The organism is Faecalibacterium sp., from assembly GCF_052358865.1.
GTDB classification, from domain to species: domain Bacteria; phylum Bacillota; class Clostridia; order Oscillospirales; family Ruminococcaceae; genus Faecalibacterium; species Faecalibacterium butyricigenerans.
The window spans coordinates 1-22,409 of the sequence record NZ_DAWCVJ010000040.1; the positions used below are offsets into that span (position 1 = coordinate 1).

20 protein-coding genes and 3 tRNA genes are annotated in these 22,409 nt (G+C 61.3%); 6 read left to right on the forward strand and 17 right to left on the reverse strand.

Annotated elements, in window-relative coordinates:
- Positions 1 to 1,505: tyrosine-type recombinase/integrase (locus tag ACT8X9_RS07860; RefSeq protein ID WP_444268633.1), on the forward strand; the 1,505-nt coding region annotated here is incomplete at its 5' end.
- A gap of 64 nt (positions 1,506 to 1,569) precedes the next feature.
- Here ACT8X9_RS07860 and ACT8X9_RS07865 read toward each other — a convergent pair.
- Together ACT8X9_RS07865 and ACT8X9_RS07870 are read right to left on the reverse strand one after the other, a co-directional pair.
- Positions 1,570 to 1,648 (reverse strand) — tRNA-Leu (locus ACT8X9_RS07865).
- A gap of 89 nt (positions 1,649 to 1,737) precedes the next feature.
- Positions 1,738 to 2,175, reverse strand: a complete 438-nt coding sequence (locus tag ACT8X9_RS07870) for a hypothetical protein (RefSeq protein ID WP_444268634.1) — start codon at positions 2,173 to 2,175, stop codon at positions 1,738 to 1,740.
- A 46-nt stretch (positions 2,176 to 2,221) separates the two neighbouring features.
- On the opposite strand from ACT8X9_RS07870, the gene ACT8X9_RS07875 reads away from it, so the two are divergent.
- Entirely contained in the window at positions 2,222 to 2,524 is a 303-nt protein-coding gene (locus ACT8X9_RS07875; RefSeq protein WP_227620413.1) for a DUF6465 family protein, read from the forward strand.
- Positions 2,525 to 2,584: 60 nt separating this feature from the next.
- Here the strand turns inward: ACT8X9_RS07875 and ACT8X9_RS07880 are convergent, their stop codons facing one another.
- From ACT8X9_RS07880 to ACT8X9_RS07890, 3 genes are read right to left on the reverse strand one after another with little or no spacing between them, the layout of a single operon-like run.
- Entirely contained in the window at positions 2,585 to 4,081 is a 1,497-nt protein-coding gene (locus ACT8X9_RS07880; RefSeq protein ID WP_444268635.1) for a carboxypeptidase M32, read from the reverse strand.
- Between the two features lie 12 nt (positions 4,082 to 4,093).
- Positions 4,094 to 4,747, reverse strand: a complete 654-nt coding sequence (locus ACT8X9_RS07885; RefSeq protein ID WP_249233512.1) for a metallophosphoesterase family protein — start codon at positions 4,745 to 4,747, stop codon at positions 4,094 to 4,096.
- Between the two features lie 27 nt (positions 4,748 to 4,774).
- Positions 4,775 to 6,697, reverse strand: coding sequence for a BMP family ABC transporter substrate-binding protein (locus ACT8X9_RS07890; protein WP_444268636.1), 1,923 nt, complete (start codon positions 6,695 to 6,697; stop codon positions 4,775 to 4,777).
- 165 nt (positions 6,698 to 6,862) lie between these two features.
- Between ACT8X9_RS07890 and ACT8X9_RS07895 the strand changes: the two genes are divergently transcribed.
- From ACT8X9_RS07895 to ACT8X9_RS07910, 4 genes are all read left to right on the forward strand, one after another.
- Complete coding sequence (locus ACT8X9_RS07895) at positions 6,863 to 7,429, forward strand: DUF1643 domain-containing protein (protein ID WP_249233514.1); 567 nt, start codon at positions 6,863 to 6,865, stop codon at positions 7,427 to 7,429.
- Between the two features lie 21 nt (positions 7,430 to 7,450).
- Positions 7,451 to 7,990 (forward strand): phosphatase PAP2 family protein, encoded by a 540-nt coding sequence (locus tag ACT8X9_RS07900; RefSeq protein ID WP_444268637.1) that lies wholly within the window; start codon positions 7,451 to 7,453, stop codon positions 7,988 to 7,990.
- 135 nt (positions 7,991 to 8,125) lie between these two features.
- A tRNA-Arg gene (locus tag ACT8X9_RS07905) sits at positions 8,126 to 8,199 on the forward strand.
- Between the two features lie 8 nt (positions 8,200 to 8,207).
- A tRNA-His gene (locus tag ACT8X9_RS07910) sits at positions 8,208 to 8,284 on the forward strand.
- Between the two features lie 312 nt (positions 8,285 to 8,596).
- Here ACT8X9_RS07910 and ACT8X9_RS07915 read toward each other — a convergent pair.
- The 12 genes from ACT8X9_RS07915 to ACT8X9_RS07970 all read right to left on the reverse strand — a co-directional run bounded on the left by ACT8X9_RS07915 (position 8,597) and on the right by ACT8X9_RS07970 (position 22,275).
- Positions 8,597 to 9,895 (reverse strand): cell envelope biogenesis protein TolA, encoded by a 1,299-nt coding sequence (locus tag ACT8X9_RS07915; protein ID WP_444268638.1) that lies wholly within the window; start codon positions 9,893 to 9,895, stop codon positions 8,597 to 8,599.
- 13 nt (positions 9,896 to 9,908) lie between these two features.
- On the reverse strand, positions 9,909 to 10,097 hold the full coding sequence (locus ACT8X9_RS07920) for a hypothetical protein (protein ID WP_227620426.1): 189 nt from the start codon (positions 10,095 to 10,097) through the stop codon (positions 9,909 to 9,911).
- 1 nt (position 10,098) lies between these two features.
- A complete protein-coding gene (locus tag ACT8X9_RS07925) occupies positions 10,099 to 11,982 on the reverse strand; it encodes a hypothetical protein (RefSeq protein WP_444268639.1) in 1,884 nt (627 codons plus the stop codon).
- A gap of 14 nt (positions 11,983 to 11,996) precedes the next feature.
- On the reverse strand, positions 11,997 to 12,380 hold the full coding sequence (locus ACT8X9_RS07930) for a hypothetical protein (RefSeq protein ID WP_444268640.1): 384 nt from the start codon (positions 12,378 to 12,380) through the stop codon (positions 11,997 to 11,999).
- A gap of 80 nt (positions 12,381 to 12,460) precedes the next feature.
- Positions 12,461 to 12,676 carry a hypothetical protein gene (locus ACT8X9_RS07935; protein ID WP_227620432.1) on the reverse strand — a complete coding sequence of 72 codons (216 nt, stop codon included), beginning with the start codon at positions 12,674 to 12,676 and terminating at the stop codon, positions 12,461 to 12,463.
- Between the two features lie 262 nt (positions 12,677 to 12,938).
- Positions 12,939 to 13,958, reverse strand: coding sequence for a N4-gp56 family major capsid protein (locus ACT8X9_RS07940; protein ID WP_412589992.1), 1,020 nt, complete (start codon positions 13,956 to 13,958; stop codon positions 12,939 to 12,941).
- A 58-nt stretch (positions 13,959 to 14,016) separates the two neighbouring features.
- On the reverse strand, positions 14,017 to 14,964 hold the full coding sequence (locus ACT8X9_RS07945) for a ribosomal-processing cysteine protease Prp (protein ID WP_444268641.1): 948 nt from the start codon (positions 14,962 to 14,964) through the stop codon (positions 14,017 to 14,019).
- On the reverse strand, positions 14,961 to 16,727 hold the full coding sequence (locus ACT8X9_RS07950; protein ID WP_444268646.1) for a portal protein: 1,767 nt from the start codon (positions 16,725 to 16,727) through the stop codon (positions 14,961 to 14,963). Before ACT8X9_RS07950 ends, ACT8X9_RS07945 begins: the two co-directional genes overlap by 4 nt.
- Before the next feature lie 84 nt (positions 16,728 to 16,811).
- Positions 16,812 to 18,260, reverse strand: coding sequence for a phage terminase large subunit (locus ACT8X9_RS07955; protein ID WP_444268642.1), 1,449 nt, complete (start codon positions 18,258 to 18,260; stop codon positions 16,812 to 16,814).
- On the reverse strand, positions 18,257 to 18,508 hold the full coding sequence (locus ACT8X9_RS07960; RefSeq protein WP_444268643.1) for a chemotaxis protein: 252 nt from the start codon (positions 18,506 to 18,508) through the stop codon (positions 18,257 to 18,259). The genes ACT8X9_RS07955 and ACT8X9_RS07960 overlap by 4 nt, the downstream gene beginning before the upstream one ends.
- Positions 18,509 to 18,767: 259 nt before the next feature.
- On the reverse strand, positions 18,768 to 21,524 hold the full coding sequence (locus ACT8X9_RS07965) for an insulinase family protein (protein WP_444268644.1): 2,757 nt from the start codon (positions 21,522 to 21,524) through the stop codon (positions 18,768 to 18,770).
- A gap of 160 nt (positions 21,525 to 21,684) precedes the next feature.
- Positions 21,685 to 22,275 (reverse strand): twin-arginine translocation signal domain-containing protein, encoded by a 591-nt coding sequence (locus ACT8X9_RS07970; RefSeq protein ID WP_444268645.1) that lies wholly within the window; start codon positions 22,273 to 22,275, stop codon positions 21,685 to 21,687.
- Positions 22,276 to 22,409 lie beyond the last annotated feature (134 nt).

The window sequence follows — 22,409 nt, forward strand, 5'->3', positions numbered from 1 at the left end:
GCCTATTTATGATAAATGTAGCTGGACACTTGAGAGAGCAAAACGGCACTTACCAGATGATTCTGAGCTGGAAGGACACAAACGGAAAGCGCAGAACTAAATCCATCAGCACCGGGCTTCCCATCAAGGGAAACAAAAAACGGGCCGAAGCCCTGCTGCGTCAGACGCAAAAGGAATTCAACCCGGAAACGATGCAACAGATCTGTGACCTCCCTGTATCGGAGTATTTCACCCGCTGGCTTCGGGAAAGTGTAATGAGCCTTTCTCCCGAAACTTATGGAAGGTATGCTTATGATATGGGCAAAGTCATCATGCCATACTTTGAAAAGAAGCAGCTATCCCTGAAAGCTCTTGCTCCGCGCGATCTGGAAACGTTCTTCCGCTATGAGCGTCAGCAGGAGGAGGCCAGTGTACAGCAGCTTCTTGATTGGCACAAGGAGTTGACCGATGCCCTGCAATATGCCGTTGCCAATAATTGGCTGAAGGTCAGCCCCATCAAAGAAGTTGACCCCTGCCTTGATAACTCCCCGGTACTTTTCACCGACTTCATCACGGACTGGTTGAAAATGATGAAGTCACGAGTGGAAATCACAACCTATGCCAGCTATGAAAGAGCAATCATTCACAAGATCGTCCCATATTTTGAACCGCTCCACTATACATTACAGGATATGGAACAGCATCCCAAATACATCCAAGACTTCTACCAGCATGAGTTGGATCGTGGCCTTACGGCAAACACCGTCATTCACTATCACGCCAACATCCGCAAATGCTTACAGTATGCTTTTCAAATCGGCATGATCCGTTCCAACCCGGCAGATCGCGTTGAACGTCCTCGTAAGGAAAAGTTCAAGTCGGAGATTTACAGTGGTGAAGAACTGGAGCAACTTTTCAAGGTGATTCAAGGTGACCCTTCGGAGTTTGGCGTCATCATGGCTGCATTCTACGGGCTGCGGCGCAGTGAAATTGTTGGTTTGAAATGGGATGCCATTGACTTTGAGAACAAGAAAATCAGCATTCAGCATACGGTTGTGACCGCAAAGGTCAACGGAACGGTAACGGAAATCGCACGAGATAAGACAAAAACAAAGTCGAGCTGCCGGACACTTCCCCTAATCCCTGCCTGTGAGCAGATGCTCAATAAAATGAAAAAGGAGCAGGAGCAGAATCGGAAGGTCTGCGGCAAAAGCTATTGCAACGATTATCTTGACTATATCTATGTAGACCCGATTGGAAAGCGGATTCGACCCGATTTCCTGAGCCAGCATTTCCCAGATTTTCTGGTAGCACACCAGATGAAGCGTATCCGCTTTCACGATCTGCGCCATAGTTGTGCCAGTCTGCTCTATGCCAATGGCGTGAGCCTGAAGGAGATTCAGGAGTGGCTCGGTCACAGTGACATCAGCACAACAAGCAACATTTATACACATCTGGATTTCTCCAGTAAGGTGTCCTCGGCGAATGCAATCGTCAATATCTTCCCAGAAAACACCAAAGTATAAAAAACTGAGCAGAAAAAGAAAAACAGCCCAAAATCTTTCGATTCTAAGCTGTTTTATGATGGAATGCCGATGGTGGGACTCGAACCCACATGGTTTCCCGAACGATTTTGAGTCGTTTGCGTCTGCCATTCCGCCACATCGGCTTATATTCATTTTTGAGACATTCGTACCGGTTTCTGAAGATTGGAGGGATGTTCAGGAGGGATGTAAGAAATCCTGCTTCGACAAACTTTCAAAATTCAACGAATACTCGTGGATTTCTTGCACGGACATGAAAAATCACGAAGCGGATTTTGAGTCCCCCTCGTCTGCCATTCCGACACACCGGCGCATTCTGTTGTATGGATAACATAGATATTATAGCGGATTCTTCGCCTAAAATCAAGATGCAGCTTGCAACTCGGCAAATTTCTGCTTTTTCCCGCCGCTGTTCTTCCGGATAGCCCTTCGAGACTCGCACAAATCCCGCCAGTTTCTTTTTTCCTTCTGTATCTTCCTCGTTTTGTCGGAATTTGGCCCCCATTTGACCGGGCAAAGCGGATGATTTTTCCAAAAAACACTTTACAAACGTCAAAGAAATAACTATTATATAGGTATAGTGCCCTGAATCGTTGGCACATTCAGAAAATGGCCGGGCAGACCAAGCAACCGCTTCCGGCCCGGAAATCATCCACGTTTTCCATTTGCAGAGGAATACAGGAAAGAAGGTATACGCTATGTCTGAGAAAAAGTCTGCTGTCCCCGCAGCGGCCGCTGCTCCCGAAACTCCTGCGGCAGAGCCGAAGAAGCGCAAGGCTTCCGATACCGCACAGCGCCGCGGCCGCCCCCCGCTCACCCCGGAGGTCTACGTTGAATTCGGCACCAGTCAGTACAACATCACCGATGTCGTCGAGCGCGCCAAGGCCGACTACCGCACCACCCACAAGGTGGGCGTCCAGTCCTGCAAGGTCTACGTCAAGCCCGAAGAGGGCGCTGCCTACTATGTCATCAACAAGGTCTCCGGCAAGCTGGAGCTGTGATGCTTTCCACTGCAAAAAAGGCGTCTGCACATCCGTTTGTGCAGACGCCTTTTCCTGTTTTTATAAGCCGTACAGCTCAGTGTACTTCCGGGTGAGATACTGGATATAATCCTCGGGGCTGAAGTCTCCGCAGGCGTTCTTCACCACATCGGCAGGCTCCATCAGCCCGCCGTACTGGTGGACTTTTTCCCGCAGCCAGCCGGTGATGGGCGCAAGGTCGCCCCGCGCAGCCGCTCCCCAGACATCCACATCCTGCTCCATCTGTCGCAGCATCTGGGCACCGTAGGCACTGCCCAGCGCATAGGACGGGAAATAGCCGAAGGAGCCGCCCGACCAGTGGCTGTCCTGTAAGCAGCCATCCCGGTCATTGGGCACCTCAACGCCCAGATACTCCTTGTAGAGCTTCGCCCAGACGGCAGGCACATCTCTGGCTTCCAGCGTGCCGCCGATGAGCTGCTTTTCGATCTCATACCGCACCATGACGTGGAGGCAGTAGGTCAGCTCGTCGGCCTCGATGCGGATAAGACTGGGCTGGGCTTTGTTGACCGCGCGGTAGAACTGCTCCGCGCTGACGCCGTCCAGCTGCCGGGGGAAGAACGCCTGCATCTTGGGATAGACCGCCTCCACAAAGGGCCGCGACCGGCCGATGAGGTTCTCGTAGAACCGGGACTGGCTCTCGTGGACGCCCATGGAGACGCCGCCCGCGAGGCAGGTATATTGCAGATCGTCCCGGATGCCCAGCTCATACAGGGCGTGGCCGCCCTCATGGAGGACGGAGTACATGGAGGACGCCACATTGTGCTCGTCGTAGTTGGTGGTGATGCGGACGTCCTTGTTGTTGAATTCCAGCGTGAAGGGGTGCTCGGTCTCGCCCAGACCACAGTGACGGCGGTCGAGTCCCATCACCTCCATCAGATAGTCGGCAAAGGCTTTCTGCTGCGCCGCCGGGTACTCCTGATGCAGGAAACTGTCGTCGATCTGCGGCCTTTCGCCGATCCTCCGGATGAGCGGCACAAGCCCGTCCCGCAGCGTCTCAAAAAAGCGGTCCAGCTTCTCCATATCCACGCCGCGCTCGTACTCGTTCAGCAGAGCGTCATAGGGAGCCTTCGAGGCGTCATAATACCCGGCGAAGCGGCGGTTGTAGTCCACCAGCTCCTGTAAGACCGGGCAGAACAGGGCAAAATCGTCCTGCGCCTTGGCCTTGTGCCAGACATCGTCCGCCCGGTTGCACAGCTCCTTATAGGCCATATATTCCTCGGCCGGGATGCGGGTCAGCTGCTCACAGCTGCGGCGAAGTTCTTCCACCTCCCGGCGGTGGACAAGGTCAAGCTCGTCGGCGCGGGCGCTCAGCTCGTCCAGCAGTGCCTTCGTCTCCGGGCAGGTCATCAGCTTCTGGCTCTCACCGGCCAGAATGCTCATGGCCACGCCCCGGCCCTCGGCGGTGCCGCTGGGCGCGGTGGTCACAGCATCCAGATAGAGGGAGCTGTCTGCACAGTGATAGGCGTACAATTTTTTCTGCAGCAATTCCAGCTGCTGCAATGCGCGTTCTGTCTCCATTGTTTTGTCTCCTCACTCTCTCCCGAAGAGCTTCCGCTTCGGTATCTGCACCGGGTCGGGGATCTCGAACTCATACCGCTCGGTGGCGTTGATGACGGTGGTGCCGCCCCGGGTGCAGACCCGGGGCAGATTCGCCCCATAATTCAGGTGCATATGCCCATGGATGAACCATTTGGGCTGATACAGGTCCATCAGGTCGTTGAACACCTGAAAGCCCTTGTGCGCCCGGTCGGTGCCGTCGTTGAGTCCGCTGGCAGGGGCGTGGGTCAGCAGGATGTCAACTCCCCCGGCCCGCCGGGCCGCCAGCCAGAGCCGCCGGGCACGCCGCCGCATCTCGCCCTCTGTGTACTGGAAGGTGTCTTCCTTATTGTACCGGCTGCATCCGCCCAGCCCCATGATGCGCAGGCCTTTCCAGACATAGACTGCATCGTCCACACAGATGCAGCCTCCGGGTTCTGCCCCTTTGTAGCTGCCGTCGTGGTTGCCGTGGACGTACAGGATGGGGGCGGCGGTAAAGTTTGTAAGATATTCCAGATATTTTTTCGGCAGGTCGCCGCAGGAGAGGATGAGGTCGATGCCCTCCAGCCGCCTGCGGGCGCTCTCGTCCCAGAGCAGTTCGGACGGGACATCCGAGATCGCAAGTATTTTCACGCTGCTTTGCTCCATTCTTTTCTATCCTTGAGGCATCGCCTGTTACTGCGGCGTCCCTTTCACGATGTCCAGACCGTTGATGTCCAGAAGTCCCCGGGTCTTGGCGTCCAGTGCGTCGTAGCTGGGCAGCTCGCCCTCCACGCACTCGTCCAGCCAGTCCATCTCCATCAGCTCCTTGGGCGTATAGATGCCGGAAGCCGCATGGTGGAGGACATGGCTCTGGCTGTAGCTCTCGGTGGGGAAGACCTGAAGTTCTCCCTCGCAGAGCTGACGCTCGGCCATCCTGAGCAGCTGCACCGTGCCGCTGCCCAGCCGGATGGGGTACTCCACCCGCTCGGCCCCGCTCTTGAGGCCCCACCAGTAGTTGATGGCCCTGCCGCCGGGGGCACTGTCCCACGTCCCGGCAAACACCGACCGGACGATCTCGGTGAAAAAGACATCCCACCGCCACTCCGGCAGGCCCAGCGGCTGCAATACGCCGTCGGGCAGGCGGCGGCAGAGTCCGTAATCCCGGTAGGTCCCTTCCGGCTCCCGGAAGTCCTGACTGTAGAAGACCTCGATGTCCTTCCGGTCGGAGAAGTCCTGCGGATGGCTCTCATCCGACAGACAGGCCCACCGCAGCACCACCCGGCTCTCGGGCCGGACAGCCCGCACGCCCTGTGCAAAGGCGTTGATGGCCGCCGGTACGCCGTACACCGGGTTCGCGGCCACATAGCCCACCCGGTCGCTGCGGGAAACGATGCCTGCCAGCATCCCCAGCAGATACGTCACCTCGTAGGTGCGGGGGTAGTAGGTGCGCACCAGCGGATGGGGTGCGTTGAGGGAGCAGTTGAGGAAGCGGGTCTTGGGGTGCTGGGCCGCCACCTTCAGACAGGCGGTGTGCATCCGGGAGCTGGTGGTAAAGACGATGTCCGCATGGTCGTGGGCCACCTCTTCCAGCACCTGCTCGGCATCCACCTCGGGGTTGATGTTCTCCCGGCAGCTGACGAAGAGCTTGTCGGGGAACGCCTTCACCAGCGCAGCACGGCCCTTGTCCTGTCCACGCACCCACGCACTGGTCTGGGCGTTGTGCTCGTGGAGGAAGACCACCCGCAGTTCGCTGGGCCGGGAGCTGAAGATGTTCAGCTTGCTCAGCAGCGGCTCCGCGCTGCGCTTCGGCTCCAGCAGCAGCTCCACGGCGTGGGGTTCGGCAAGGATCTTCACCTCGTCCCAGAGCCGGGCCAGATTCTCCCGCACCTTCGTGGGGGTGGACTGGCAGGCGTCGGCATAGCGGTACACCGACAGATACACCAGCAGAGCATCTCCCGGCGTCAGCCCCAGCGAGCCGCCGCCCAGCGCATAGAACTGCTGGCTGAACATGGTGTAGAGGGCCGAGAAATTCAGCCGGTCGTCCTCCGTCCACGCCTCACCCGTGGCCTTGCAGGCCAGCGTCTGCAATTTCGCATAGCCGCCCAGCCGGGAGAAGCTGACGTTGTTGATGCGGGAGAGCTTATAGAAATCAAGGAACTCATAGTAGAGCTTGTTTTCCAGCGTGTCGTTTCTGGCCGGGATGAGCCGGGTGACGGTGCCGGGGATCTTGACGGCCTCATAATACTTGAGGACAGAGACCCGCTTGTTGCCCTCCTGTACATAGAATCGGTTCATGTACTCGAAGGCAATGATGGGGGTATGGATGCCCTCTTCCAGATGGGCTTCACAGAGGTTCGACCACTTGACGGCAAACTCGGTGTCGTCCTCGAGGAGGGGCATAAAGTTGGAGGCAAAGGCGGTGTGGCGTCCGGCGGTCTTGGTGCCCACGATGCTCTCGGCCGGGATATCCACCAGCCCCAGAGGCTCCTGCGCCACGATGTCTGCGTCGGCAATGATCTCGTCCAGCACCGCGAGATAGGGCGACTGGCCCCGGGCCACACTGGCCCGGTAGGCACGCTGGCCTGCACGCAGGGCGCTGCGGTAATCTTCCATCATAGATAAAACTCCTTCTGCTTTTTCAGCAAATGAAGAGGGATAGCTTCACAGGATTAGTATAGCATGAAAATCAAAAATATGGGAGACTTTCTCGCCGCAAGGTGTTGCTTTCCCGCAAATTTTAAGGTACGATAAAGGAAACATCCATTTTTTGCGAGGTAATCTATGCTTTGTGACACTCTCCCCCGGCTGGAAGCCGGCGAATACCCCGGCGGCATCTGGTACTACGAGCCGCACACCTACCAGCCTTACCGCTATGTGCTGGGCCGGGTGGGCCGCCGCCCGCTGGTCTGCATCGGCATCAACCCCAGCACCGCCCAGCCCGGCGCGCTGGACCCCACCCTGAAGAGCGTGGAGCGTCTGGCCAGTGCCAACGGCTTCGACAGCTGGATCATGTTCAACGTCTACCCCCAGCGGGCCACGAACCCCAACGATATGGACAAGACCCCCGACCGCGCCCTCTGCGACGAGAACCTCCGCTGGCTGCGGGCCGTGCTGGCCCAGACCGAGCCCACCATGTGGGCTGCATGGGGCACCCTCATCGAAAAGCGGGCCTATCTGCCCGGCCTGATGCGGGAGATGGTGGCCCTGACACGGGAGCGCGACATCCCGTGGGTGACCTTCGGCCCCCGCAGCAAGAAGGGCCACCCCCATCACCCCCTCTACCTGCGCAAGGACTCCACGCCTGAGCCTTTTGATGTGGAAAACTACCTCAACACCTGCTTTGACTGATCTTCTCAGGGAGGAAGCACCATGACACCGGAACGATACAAGAAGCTGACCGACTGGCTCGAGGGGCATCCCGCCCTCCGGGAGGGCATCATCCTGCTCAACCGCTGGCTCCCCCTCGTGCCCTTCGTCTGCTATCCGGCGCTCCTTCTGCTGCTCAACCTCCGGTGGTTTGCGATGCTCCGCGCCGGGCGGGGCGGCGGCGCTCTTGATTTTATGCAGGTCATCGCCCGGGCCATCCTTGTGCCGGGGCTGGCGTTCTGGATGGGCACCCTCCTGCGGGCCAGACTCAACTTTCCCCGCCCTTATGAGCAGCCGGGCTTTGTCCCCCTCGTCCCGAAGAGCACCCGCGGCAATTCCTGCCCCTCCCGCCACGCTCTGAGCGCCGCCGTCCTTGGGATGGTGTGGCTCTACTTCTACCCCGCCGTCGGCGTCGGGATGCTGGCCATCGCCGCCCTCATCTGTCTGCTGCGGGTGCTGTCCGGGGTGCATTTCATCCGGGATGTGCTGGTCGGCGCAGCCTTCGGGCTGGCCTTCGGCTTCGCAGGGATGTGGCTGCTGTGAGGCAGTTTTTGAAGAAAGTGCAAAAAAGTTTTGATTTTCCCTTGACAGAACCCCGGGGCTATGGTATTATATTTCTCGCAGCGTGCTTCGACTCACAGCTGCGAACCATATCAGAACCCAATGGGATAACAACGTGCGCCCGTAGCTCAGGTGGATAGAGCAACTGCCTTCTAAGCAGTGGGCCGGGGGTTCGAGTCCCTTCGGGCGCATTGATGTGGTGCCCATAGCGTAGTCGGTTAACGCGCCAGATTGTGGATCTGGAGACCGTGGGTTCGAGTCCCACTGGGCACCCCACTAAAAAGTCCGCTGCAATGCAGCGGACTTTTTCTTTTAGGTGCACAGTGGGACGAGAACAGGGCGGCCTCGCCGCAGGCGAGGTAAGCGATCAGCCCAGTGGGCTGTCGCTTAGCCCGCGGGTTCCAATCTGTAGGAATGTCTACTGTGGTAGCTCCGTGGGGCGTCCCGTGCAGCGGATGCCGGGTGCCGCAACTCGTAGGCCGCTTTCCTCCTCCACTTTATAAACAGCTCCAGAACATCCCAAACCAGATCAAGGCCGCAGCCCAGAACACCCTTCCGTGTTCTGGGCTGCGGCCTTTTTTCGTTTTCTCAGCTTCCCAGCTGCTTCAGGATATTCTGGATCTCTTCGTTAGAGTAGCCCTCCTTCAGCAGCTCGCTCCGGATGGCCGTGTCGCTCCTGCCCTGACGATAGAGGCGTGCGGCGCTGTAGGGCACGACCGTGCCGCCCAAAGTCAGCACCGGCTCCCCGCCCGAGACGCCCGCACTCTTTGCCCCGGCATTTGCCGCGGCCTGCTGGGCGCTCTGGGCCGCCTTGGACTGCTTGAGCGCCCACTCTCCCTTGGCAATGTTCAGCTTCTCGCTGGTGACATTGTTGTTGAACTCCTGCTGACGCAGGGCGTCCTGATACTGCCGCTCGGCCAGCTCGTTCTTGTACTTCTGCTGGGCCAGACTGTCCTGCCGCTGGTTCTCCTGCATCTGCTGGCTCCACGCAGCATCAGCACGCTCGGCCTCATAGGCGCGGTCCTTGGCATACATATTGTAGCCGGTATTCGCCAGACTGCCCACCAGCGAGCCGATGCCGGTGGTGCCGGTGATGGCCAGCTGCACCGCGTCGCCGATGACGCCCAGAACACTCAGCACATTGCTGAATGCCTGCTGACGTTTGGCACGCGCCTGCTGTTCCTGCGCGGAGTAATAGCCGTAGAGGGTGTCCAGCCGACCCAGATAGTCCTGATAGCGGCCATAGTCCTGCTCATAGGCGGCGTTGTAGGCGCTGCCCTTCCGGTCGAGCTGACTATAGTAGTCCGACAGCTCCGCATTATACCGCGCCTGTGCGTTCTGTTCCTGCGCATTGAGCTGGTCGATGCGGGTCACGACATCGTCACCTTCGCTGTTGTAGGTGTCCAGCGCCAGCCGGTAGAGGGAGGGCAGAGCGTCGTTCAGGGCACCCATCTGCTGCTGATACGCCTGCTGCGCCGCGCTGACCGCGTAGCTCGAACCGTAGCCGCCGGTCAGGGCCGCTGCCTGTGCGGCGGCATCTGCGCTGGCATTGCGGGCGTTCTGGGTGTACTGTCGGGCATACTGGCGGTAGAGCGGGTCCTGTGCATAGCTGTACTGGAAGCTGTCCCGCCCCAGCAGCTGACCGATGAGGTCTTCGATCCGGCCCTGATAGGCGCTCTCGTACTGGCCCGGACGGTTCTGCTGCCAGTTCTTCAAGTCGGCCGCCGCGTCGGTCACACTCTGGCTGGGGCTGTACTCCGCCTTTGCCAGCGCATTCTCCACCTCCCTGCGGCTGCTCAGGCCTGCCGTGCTGTAGGAAGACCGGGCCGCAGGCTGGGCACTCAGCTCCTCCAAAAGCTGCTGTTCTTTCTTCTTCTCGGTACTCATAGCTTCTCCTTTCTCACTGGATGCTGTTCAGCCGGGTGCGCAGCGATTCCGACATATTTTCCACGTCCAGATTGCAGAGCACATATTGCAGCTGCTCCTGCATCTGGTATAAGTAGTTGCGGATGGCACGGGCATCCTCCGCATCCATGTTCTCGCTCAGATGGGGCAGGCCGATCTTCGAAAGCCCTGTGACACTTGCCATATCAGTTCACCTCCTGTGCCAGAATACCGCCTCTCGCGGCGGCGCTCGTCCGGGTCAGGCTGCGCAGGGTGATCTGCCCCCGGCCCTTCAGCCGCAGCCGCAGGCTCCCGCACCGCCGGGGCACGAAGGGGATGTCGAAGCAGCGCCGCCCGTCGGCCGTCCTCTGGGCCAGTGTCTCCCACGCCCCGCCGTCATAGCTCACCGCCAGCTCGAAGCGGCTCTTCGCCTCGGCCTCGAGCCGAAGGGTCAGCCGGGAAAGATACTGTTCTTCCGGGCGGTCCAGCCCGATGTCCCCGCTGACCAGCTCGAACCGCACCCCCTCTTCGAGGCCGTCGGCCCGCTGCCAGTTCTCCTCCCGCTCCGCATCCGCCGCCCAGACCGCCTTGCCATCCCAGAGGTAGAGCTGTCCGCCGCTGCCGGTCATCTCGTAGGAGCAGACGTCCTCCTCCTGCCACAAGCCCCGCTCGGTGTCGTAGACCAGCAGCCGGACGGTCTGGGCTTCGCCGCTGCCCCGCACGAGATGCAGGTAATACCGCCCGTCCAGCGCACCGCCCAGAGCTGACTTCACGTTCCGCAGCCGGGCCGGGTCGAGGGCCGTCGAGACCTTGGTGGGGATGCTTCCATCCCACGCCATCACGCCGTCGGGCGAGAGATAGTAGAGCGTCTCGTTGATGACGCAGAGGCTCCGGGCCGCGCCCTTTGCCACGCCCCGGCAGCGCAGACTGCTCAGCTGGAAATCCGAGGGCTTGGAGCCATAGAGCTTGTGGAGGGTATTCTCCTTGAAGAAAAGTGCATATCCCATGCAGGTGGCCGCGCCGGTGAACGCCCCGTCGCTGCCCACGGTCACAGCATAGCTGTCGGCGGCGATGCCCCGGTAGGAGAACCAGTTGGACGGGTCGCCCAGCTTGCAGGCGTAGATGACGTTCTCCTTGCTGGAACAGCCCCATATCCGGTTGTCGCACTCGGTCAGATAGTCCATGTCCGGCACCCGGCGCTCCAGCCTCACCATCTCCGCCGAGACGAACTCCCGTCTGACGCTGCCGTCCAGACTCACCCACCGCACCGCTGCGCCGGTGCGGGTCAGACGGCCATAGAACCACTCGCCGCCGGGGTCGGCCTTGACCCGCAGGGCGTCCTCGCTGGCGTCGCAGACGATGCGGTCGCCGTCCAGCCCGCTCCACTGCCCGGCCTGCTCTGCGCCCGAGCCGCTGAGGGCTACGGTGTCCTCGGCCCGAAAATTTGCGCCGACGCCCTTGGCCGAAATGCGGCAGCAGTCCAGCACCACCGCCGACCAGTTGCCCGACGCCTCGCTGTAAACCTCCAGCGTGCTCTCGCTGCTCCATGGCTTCTCCGGGTCCTCCACCCGGAGGAAGAGCTGCCCATCCTTCGGATTTTCCGGCTCCGAAGGGCCGCTGCCGCTCACCTCGTAGACCCTGCCCTCGGCATCGCAGGGTGCAAACTCCACGCTGGCGTTCGCCCCCGACCACACCGCCCCCAGTGCGCTCACCTCCCGGCTGACGGTGTCGAAGGCCAGCTTGTCCGGGAAGATCAGAATTTTTGTTCCGATGCCCACCAGCGTCTTTTTTCCGTCCTCCACCGCGTTCTCTAGGGTCACTTCCAGCTCGTCGGGGTCGTCCGGGGTGTAGATGAGGCGGGTGCCGCAGACCATCAGCAGGCCGTTCAGGTGATACATCCCGTTCAGCTCTGCCGTCTCCCGCAGCTTCCGGCGGGGCAGACGGGTGCTCAGGGCCGGGAAGTTCCGGGCCGAAAAGTTGATGCCTGCGCTGTACTCCGCCTCGGTGCAGCTGTACGTCTCGTTCAGCCCGCCGAACACCCGCAGCATATTCCGGGTGTTCTTCAGGCCGTTCCGGTTCGCAAGGATCATCTGTCATCCCTCCTTCACCAGCGCCACCTACTGCCCCGTGCGGGCCGGCAGTTCCGCCGCAGCCACCCGGCCAGCTCGGCCAGAATGCTGTTGTATTGAGCCTGCTCCCCGGCGTAGCGGTCGTTCTCTCCCAGCGCGGCGTCGGTCATGGCGCACAGGTAGTGGGGGTACAGACTGTCAAAGGGCGGCGGCACCAGCAGCACATCGTCGTCCCGCAGGCCATCGTCCCACGCGAGGTCTGCCCCCACGCCCTCCCGGCTGTCGGCACCGCTGGGGCGGAAGAACCGCTCCCGCAGCATCCCGTCCACCTCGCACAGCCACCGCTGCCGGGTCCGGGCCGCGACACGGCTGCCCGGGCGCAGCTCCTCAGCCCGCTCCATCGCTTCTCCTACCGTCATAAAAAGCCTCCTTTCGCTTTTTCCAAAAAAGCCCGGCAGCGGCGGCCTTTCTCTGCCGTTTCTGCCGGGCCGCGTTTCTCTTACTGGGCCGCAGTCTCTGCTGCAGCGATGCGGGCGGCGGTGTACTCATCCTGCTGCTGGCTGTGCTCCAGCACCTCAGCCACCTCAGGCGGCACCTCCACCTCCACGCCCCGGCGGATCTTGTAGTTCACGCCGTTGACGCTGACGAACAGGTCGCCCTTGTAGCGGCTGTTGTCCTTGAACAGCCGGATGCGGACATTCTTCTTTTCTTCCATGGCTTTCTCCTTCCCACGGGCCTGCCCTTGTAAGCGAGGCCCGCCCTTTCTGTTTTTTACCGGGCCTTTCTCGTCCAGCGCAGAGCTGCCCGGCTTGCCAATGGGTGCTTCGCACCCGGGTTGCGGCTCCCAGCGTCTGCTTCGCTGTTGCTTGCATCCTGCTGGCCGCTGCCCCAACAATTTCTCCCTGTTTCCGCCGCTGGCGGCGGTCGAAATCGTTGCCCCTTTTGGGAGAGCTGTCACTGCAGGTGACTGAGAGGGCTTAATTCGCCGCCGCAGTACCCGAGTAACTGGACACGCTCTCAATACGCACCATATACTGTTCCACCAGACGTTCCGCCGCACGCATCCCCTTCCAGCCCACGGAAGCGCGCTGGTTCAGCGGGTCGTCGCCGTAGCCCAGTTGCTTGACGATGTGCTCCAGACCGCCGCCTTCCAGCTCGGTGACACCGTAGGCGTGAGCGCCCAGCACCAGAGTGCCGAACACGGCCAGACCCGTCGGGCAGGTGCCGTCCTTCCAGATCTTCGCCTCGCTGGTCTCGATAAAGCGGATGTTGCCCAGCTTGCCGATCTCGCCGCGGTACATGGTCTCGGGGTCGGCGTACTTGTGGGCCTCGATGAACTCCTTGCAGGTCTTGAGGTCGTAGGCCGCATAGGGGTGGATGATGGCGATGTAGCTGTCGCCGATGGGGTCAGCATTCATCGCGCCCAGCTGCGCCGCCGCCTGAAAGAACAGCTTCGGGGTCAGGGTGCAGCTCTTATCCAGCGCTTTGCGGCTGGTGACAGCCGTCTCGGTGCCGTCCTCCCCCAGCTTCGGCGCATAGATGACATTGGTGCCGCCGGCCAGCACATCGCGGGTGATGCTGTCCATGGTGCGGCCGGCCTGACTGGCCAGCACACGGGTGGCCTGCACCACATTGTTGTCGATGGCGGTCATCTGCAAAACATCGGTCAGCGGGGTCCAGCCGCCATACTGGTGGAGATCGCTGGTGATGGTGGTGACGTTCAGGGCCTGACCGTTGGGGGTCACGCCCTCGGTCAGCGGGGTGTCGGCCTTGGGCAGGCTGTCGTACTTGCGGAACTCGATGGTCTTGCCGCCGTTCTGGGGCACGGGGTAGTAGTCCGCGAACTGATCGTGCACCAGACGCGGCTCGGCCTGATCGATGAGGCGCTTTTCGTAGAAGGTCTTCATTTCCTTGGTCATGGTGCCGGTGGTGTTCTGCAGGCTTGCAGAAGCGTCGGCAAAGAGCTGGAGATCCATCTTCACGTTGTCGTTTTTCATGTCATTTGTCCTTTCTTTTCCTTGCTTTTTGACCCCTCCTGCATCGGAGAGGTTTTCTTCAGAAACTGATCTTCACTCCGTGCATCGCACGGCGTTCCAGCGCCTCGCGCTGGGCGCGGGTCATGCTGGCCACATCGGCGCGGGTGACGGCTGCGCCGCTGGGGCTGGTGCCGTTCTCCGCCGGGCGGGCCGAGCGCTGGCGGATGCGCTCCACGACGCCCTGCTCCACAGTCCGGGCGGTCTGCTGCAGCGCATCACTGTAATGGGCCAGACGGTAGGCATCCCCCATCCGCATCCCGGGCAGCTCCATCAGACGGCGCATTTCGGGGTTCGTAAGCTCCTGCCGGAGCGAGAAGCCCGGGACGTCCCGGCGGATCATCGCCTCCTCTGCGGCCCAGCGGGCGTGGAGGGCACGGACGGCATTCTCTCCCGCCTGCAGGCCCGGGACAGGCGGGAGCGGCGCAGGACGTTCCTGCGGTGCAGGCGGCTCTTCCGGCTTTTCCGGTGCAGTCTGCGCCGGCACCTCCGGAGTTTCCCCGCTGCCCTCGTCGGCCCTCATGGTGCCGGAGGCGATGGCCTGCTGGGCCTGTGCGTGGCTGAGGGCGGGGGCCGAGGAGGCGGCATCGCCGCTCTCCGAGGCAAACATCTGCAAGTCCACCATCGACTGTTCGCCCCGGCCGCTCAGGTCGGCAAAGCGGACATGGTCCGGGTAGCGCTCTGCCAGCAGGGCAAAGCCTGCCTTGGCGAATTCGAAGGCCCCCTCCACCCACGGCTTCTGGGGCGTAGCCGCCGTCACCGCCAGACGCGGGCCATCCGGCTCGTCCCATGCGCCGCTCTTGGTGCCCTCCTCGCCCGCCAGCAGGGCGCAGAGGGTCTGCATCAGGGTGCTTGCTCCCGCACACACGATGTCCTGCCCGGCGGGGGCATAGCCCGCGTGGCCCGAGGCCTCCAACCGGCAGGTGGGGCCTGCCGGGCCGTCCAGCTCGGTATAGTTCACTTTTATCATCTCATTTCTCCTTTCTGCATCTTCATCGCCCTCGCCATCGCCGCCATGCTCAGTTCCTCCGCCGGGCCGCTCAGCTTGGGCGGGGCAGGCTGTTCCTGCGCTTCCAGCAGGCCCGTCAGCCGGGCCATCTGGGCCTGCATCTGTGCCAGCTGCCGGGCGAGGGTGCCGTTCTGCCGCACCCGCTGGCGCACCTTCTCAATGCCCTCGAAGTCCATCATTTCCAGTGCCGCCAGCGCCGCATCGGCGTTGGCCGGGGCAAAAAAGCCCAGCTGATAGCACTCCTTGGCCGTCTCATTCTGGGAAAGACGGCTGAAGGTGGACTTCTTCTCCGCGCTCACCACGATGTCGAACACCGGCTCACGGCTGCCCAGCTCCACACCGCCCACGACCTTCGCCGGCCGGGCGCGGAGCACCTCGCCCGAAAACCGGACAAACTCGCTCTCGCCGCCCTTTCCCGTGATGCGGAAGATGCGCTCCTCGTCGTAGAACTGCCGCATCAGCTCGATGATGAGGTAGCACTCCTTGGCAAATGCCCGGTAAGCGCTCTTGAGCATATCCCGGCTGAGCTTGCTGCCCGCCTCCTGCAAAGCAGCGATGGCCGAAGCCGCCGTGACGCCTCCGGCAGTGCCGCCCTGCGTCATATCGCGGTTGCCGCTGATCTCCTTCAGCTCCTCGATGCGGCTGTTGCGGTAGCTCAGGCTGTTGCCCTGCAGTCCCGCCGTCTGCATCGGCCGGAAGCTGTCGTCGTTCAGCCGCCCCGCCACATGGATGATGTCTCGGGACAGGTCGGTCAGCTCCTCCTCGTTGACCCCTGCTGTGTCGCTCAGGACATACCGCTGCCGGGCCGAGAGCAGGACGTTCTCGTCCATGGCGTGGTTCATCCGGTCGATGGCGGTCTGGCATTCCTTCATCACGTCGATGTACCCGAAGCCAGCCGGGCTGTCCTCCTCCATGAACAGCGGGTCGAACACAAAAGGATACCTGCCGTGGTCGTAGAATCCCCGTTCGGCCAGTGCCGGGTCGTTCTCGCTGGCGTAGAGCACCATGCCGTTGCAGAACTTGCAGTAGTGCAGCACGCTCCGGCCCTCCGGCGAGAGCTTTTTGTAGTACCAGTCCACCACGACGCTCTTGCTGCTGGTGTCGAGGCCGCCGTCGTGGATGTAGCGGGGCACATCGAGGACGCTGGCGGTGTGCCCTGCCAGCTGAGGCCAGCGCTCTTCCAGCTGGTTCGAGTCCTCCAGACTCAGCGAGAAGAAATGGGGCGACGCCTGAATGTCGTCCACGCCCGGCTCCCAGTAGAGCATCAGCAGGTTCATGGGCCGGATGCTGATCTCGCCCACGCCGCCCCGCTGCTCCGGGTCCCAGAACACCCCCTTGACGCCGGTGCCCTGCTTGAGCTTGCGCCACCATGTGTCGCTGTACACCTGCTCGTAGTCAGCCTGTTCCAGCACTACGGGCAAAACGCTGGAAAGCGCCTGTGCCGCAGCCTCATCGTCCTCGGCCCGGGGCAGGACGTTGGGGCTGGGGTAGTTGTCCATCGCGTCGGCGTGCTTGTTGGCGATGGAGTTGAACAGCCACCCGCTGGACGGCTGGGGCTTGCCCTCCATCATGGGGTTCTGGTAGTTCTTCCAGTGCCCCATCCTGAACCACAGCTCGTTATCCACCAGGCGCTTGTCCAGCGCCGCCTTGCCTGCCTTGTACCGCTGCAAGATCTGTGCCGCCTCGCCCACCTCCTCCGGCCCGATGGGCAGCTTTTCTCTCATCTCGTCCAATGTAACTCCTTTCTGCCCTCTGTCGCAGGGCACTTCCGTTTCTGCCGCTGGCGGGCTTTGCTCGAAGTCAACCTCTCAGATCCGATACACCCTCGCCCTCCCATGCAGCTCCAGCGGGTCATCCCGCACCCTCGGCTCGGCGATCTGCCGGGGCGGCGAGATGGGGTTCTCCATCAGCACATAGCGGCACTCGTCGTAGATATGATCCTCCTGCCGGGTGTCGATGTCCTCCACATTGCTCTCGTCGTACACGAGGTTCGGGATGGTGCGGATGAAGTGTTTGCAGGTATGGAACACCTGCAGCATCGGCCTGCCCTCCTCGTCGAAATGCAGCCGGTAGTGGAACTGCATCTTGCCCGCCAGACGGGTGTGGTCGCCGGGCCTCCAATGCAGGAAGTTCGGGCTTTTCTCCTGCATATCCGCGACGCTCTCGCCCCGGCTCTGGTCGAAGATGGCCGGGTCGGCGATGCCTGTGATCACCCGCCCCCGGAGCATCGGGTCGTTCTGCTCGGCCTCCCGGATGCGCCGGGCCTGTTCCACCGGGTCGAGGTGCGTTCCCTCGTCGGGTCGGCCCGTGCAGCCGTAAAGCTCCTTGATGCGGTAGAGCCGCCCTTCCTCGTCCGCCGCGTACCACCCCACCGAGAACGGCTTCGAATAGCCGAAGTCATACCCCCGGTAGATTTTCCAGTGCTTCGGGATGGCAAAGGGCGCGATGACATGAGTCCAGCGCTGGTCCTCGTAATGCTTCGGGTCGTTCCGCCACTCGGTGAACACCTGTCCGGAAAAGCTGTCCCAGCTGCCATAGAGCAGCGCCTGCTTTTCCGCCTCCGGCATGGCTGCGAGGCTGGCCAGATAGCCCGGGTCGTTTTTCAGCAGGGCGGGGTTGTCAAAGACGCTGGACGGGATGAACACCCTCGCCCGCCGGAGCATCTTTTCCGTACCGTCCGGCATCTGCACCGTGCACTCCTCCTCAATGGGGGTTCCGGGCGGGGCGGGAGTGATGAACCTCGCCTTGACCCAGCCGTGGCCCACTCCGCCGGGGTTGGTGGTGGCCCGCAGGTACACCCGTGTGCCGGGGCCGGTGGGACGGTTGCGGCTCATCATATAGCTGTACTCCTCCCACTCGAAGTGGGTCAGCTCATCGAAGCCGATGAAGTCGAAGGCCTTACCCTGATAGTTCGTCCGGTCTTTCGTGTGCTGCATCGAGCCGAAGTAGATCTTCGCCCCGCTGGGGAAGACCCACACATGACTCGTGGCGTTGTACTGCGCCTCCGGGAAAGCCCGGAGATAGTAGCGCTGGCTCTTGTCCACGAGGTCGGACAGCTGCGGGTAGGTCTTGCGGAGGATGAGCGCCCGGTAGTGGGGGATGTGCACCTGCCGCAGTGCCTCGATGACGAGGGCGTCGCTCTTTCCACCGCCTGCCGCGCCGCCGTAAAGCGCCTCCGGCTCAGGCCGCCGCATGAATTCCAGCTGCCTCGGCTGGGGCTTCCAGACGATGTTCCGCTCCTTGTTTTCTTCCATCATGCCTCTTCCACCGGCGGCAGCAGCACCACGCCGCATTCCCGCCCTTCTTCCTCCATTTCTTGGTCGTTCAGGGTCTTCGTCACGCCTGTCAGGTCTTTCAGCACGGCGGTGGCCTCCTTGAGATCCTTCATGAGGCCAGTGTCGGTGCTTTTTTCCTTCCGGGCCGCACGCTGGCGGACGTTCAGGCCCTTGATCTCCTGCACCAGCATGGTGCTCAGGGTGTCTGCGGCCTTCTGAAGATTTTTCATCCCATTGGACGCCTCCTGCTTTTCCTGCCCCATCCTGTGTTCTCACATCCTTTCGTTCTTTCGTTGGCAAAAGGATACCACGCTTTTTCCCTCCGCAGGAGTACATACTTTTTGATTTACCTTTGTATCTTTCGTGGCGTTTTATCCCTATAGTAATATTTTCAGGTAAGAAAAATCCCCTGCCTGTGTTCTTTTCCACAGACAGGGGATTTTTGCACGATTTTCTGCGCAAAGTCTCCGGGAGGTGCTCCGTTTTCTTTTACAGTGTTTCCACCCGGTCGAACAGCGCTTTCGCGGCTTCCACGGCCTCCTTGCTGCCGAACGCCACCCGAACGCCCTTCTCCATCCGGACAGACAGGTCCGCCGCCTCAGCCTTGAGGGCGGCAGCATCCACACTGCACAGGCTCTTCCGCTCGGCGGCGTTCATCTCGTCGGTGATGCCGCAGAAATACTTGCAGTCGGTGGCCGCAGCCTCGTCCCGGGGCTTGCGCGGGGTGTCCAGCTTGGCCGCAGCGCCCACAATGAATTCGTTCATATCGTTTTCGGTGTAATCGCGCCCCGCCAGCTCTGCCGGCCCGGCGGCGAAGGCCTCGTAGCTCTCCGCCAGATGGGGGTCACGGTAGGTGTAGAGGTACTCCACATCGTCGTTCTGGGTCACCATGCCGGTGCCGTAAGCGCCGCCCACCTCCCGGATGCTGTGCCACAGATACTCGTAGCTCATCACTCGGGCCAGAACCTTCCGCTCCAAGCGCCGCTCCATCGGCCATGCCAGCACGTCATAGTTCACGCCGCCGTCGATGACGAAGGCCTCGTTCACCGGTGCCGTCAGTTCCTCGGTGTAGGGCACCGCTGCGCGGCGCTCTCCGGCCGCAAAAGCACTGCCGGGCAGCAGCTTTTTCAGGGTGTCCAGTGCTGCATCGCTGCCGTGGAGGCTGACCGTCAGGGCATTCCCGCCCAGCACCTTCTCCCGCAGCGCTTCCAGCCTCCGGCCCAGTCCGGCCCAGTCGGCTTCTTCCTGCAGCCCGCAGAGGAAGTGGTAGTAGCTCACGCCGCTGCACCGCTCGTTCATGGCGGCCTCCACCGAGAAGTGGGTCGCCGCACGCATCGACGCAAAGGCATGGCCCTCCCGCAGGAATCTCTGCTCCATCATCAGCTTCTGCTGGCTGACCACCCGCTCCATCGCGGCTTCCGCCTGCGGGCCGGTGAGCTTCGTTTCATACAGCCACTCGCCGCCCAGCTCCACAGCCTTTTCGAGGCTGCGTTCCAGCAGGCTCATCCCTGCCACCAGCTTTGCATGGACCGGTCGGCCCGGCTGGCGGCCGGTCCAGCCGTCCACCCATGCACCGCTGCGGCCCAGCCATGTGTTCCGCAGGGTGTTCAGCTCCTGTGCCGTGTGCTTCCCGGTGTCCAGCTCGTCCACCACATCGGTCAGCAGGTTCAGATAGGGCATCTCCTCCGGCGCTGCATTGCCGATGTCGTAGTAGAAGTTCAGGTAGGTGCTGCCCGCCGAAGGGTGATGCAGCAGCTCAGCCCCGGCCAGCATCCCGCCCCGGCCCGGGGTCAGTTTCTTGCCCTCGCCGAGGTCGGCAGCGGTCAACGGATGGTCCAGCACCAGCTTGCCGTCGGTGCGGGCGGCCCGGCCCTCTTCCTCCTTCTTGGGCAGGGCGGGCACTTGGATGACCTCCACCGGCGCGGGCGCGAACAGCTCCCGCAGCAGCTCGTTGAACCACCCCTTTTCCAGCTTCTCCCGCAGCGAGGCGAACAGCCCGTTGGTATGCAGCAGCAGGGCCGGGTCACCGGTGTGGAGCCAGCCGGTGGATGCATGGATGGCGTCCAGCACACCGTCCGGGATGCTGCCCGGACGCTCAAGGGAAGCGAACTCGGTGGAGTTGAGGCTTGCCATCAGCAGCTCTTCGGGGATGCCCTTTTCGAGGATGCCGTCCACAGCATTCCGGACAGCGGCAGCGAATTTCCCTGCCGACGCCTCGGTGGCCCCCCGCAGCACCAGCTCCAGCGTCGGCTGCAAGGTGCTGTCGTCGAAGCCCACATCAATGTCCGCTCCCAGCTTCTCTTCCAGCAGGGCGGCTTTCAGGGGCGACTGGTTGTTGCCCAGCAGGGCGTCCAGCAGGATCTCCACACCCAGCTGGCGCTCCCGGTCCGCGAACGCGCCGGTGTACCACGCCAGCGCGCACTGTGCCTCGTCCGGCTCGGGCTTTTCGGTGTAGTAGGGGATGTGCAGCCGCACACCGGCCTGCTCGTCCTGTACCGTCAGCCGGGGGCGGCTGACACTCTTGGGCATATGGCTCAGATACTGCTCATCGAGGAAGTCCAGCTTCTCGGCCATGTCCATCTTACCGTAGAGGGTGATGCAGCAGTTGTCCGCACTGTAATGACGGCGGTAGACCCGGACATACTTCTCATAGGTCAGCGCCGGGATGGAGGCCGGGTCGCCTCCGGAGACGAAGCCGTAGGCCGTGTCCGGGAACATCGCCCGGCTCAGGGCGTTCTGCAGCTGGGCATCCGGCGTCGCCAGTGCGCCCTGCATCTCGTTGTAGACGACGCCGCTCACCGTGCCGTCCTCGTCCCGGTGCCAGCCCTCCTGCTCGAACACGCCCCGGTCCACCATCGCCAGCGGGCAGAACACCGCGTTGAGGTAGACGTCCATCAGGTTCTTGAAATCCGTCTCGTTGGGCGTTGCGAAGGGGTAGACCGTCTTGTCCGGGAAGGTCATGGCATTCAGGAAGGAGGCCATGCTGCTCTTGAGCAGCTGCAAAAACGGCGACTTCACCGGGTATTTCTCGCTGCCCGCCAGCACCGAGTGCTCGAGGATGTGGAACACGCCGGTATCGTCGGAGGGAAAGGTGCCGAATCCGATGCCGAAGGCCTTGTTGTCGTCTTCATTCTCCACCAGCAGGACAGCCGCCCCGCTGACGTCGTGGGTCAGCACAGTCAGCGTCCCGTGCTGTTCGGGGCACTCCTCGCGCTTGACGAGGGTATAGCCGGGATATTGTTTCATGGTCTTGCTCCTTTGCGTTTTCTGGATTTTTCTCTATTGTATCATCCTGCCCGCCAAAACACAATGAACGGTTTGTGAATCATAACTCGCGGGACGCAAAAAGGCCTCCCCTCGAAGGGGAAGCCTCTGTAGATATTGTATGGAAGAATACCAAAAATATTTAGCCGCTGATCTTCTGAACCATAAACTCCATATTCAGACTATATCCCTCATCCATCTTGTAGTTGGATTCCGGATAGAACTCATAGCCCTCCGGCAGCTCGATTTCCTTCGGCATAACAGTGGTTGCATCCTTGTTGATGGTCGCGGTGGTCTTGATCACTGCACCATAGTTGCTCATATCATGCAGAGTAATCTCGACCTTTTTACTGATGTCGGTATAGGTAACATCGGTCACAAACACATAGATATACTTCTTGTCATCCTTAATGCGGATCTCCAGATCCTTAGGCTTTGCCACATGGTAGCCCTCCGGGAACTGGTCCTCCGGAATATCGTTGGTGTTAACATGGTCTGCCGTCTTCAGGACATTCTTCAGGATGCCCTCACCAATGATGTCGCTGGTTTCATCATCAAAGAAAACGATGTTAACATCCTCCGTTGCACCGGGAACAGGAGCAGGGGTAACATTGCCGCTGCCGCTATTGCTGCCGCCATCACAGCCTGCCAGCACACCTGCTGCGGCAACAGCCAGAGCCGCAACACCAGCGCTCTTGAGGAAACGGCGGCGGGAAATCATATCCAGTCTCATAATTAAAACCTCCACATTGTTTCAGAGGTCTTTCCCCGCTCGCATTTTCTTCCTTCCGGGCGTAAGGCAAACCTCTGTTCTGATTCATTATACGGCGGGCCCGGGGTGGTGGGGGTGGGGGGGGGGGGGGGTGG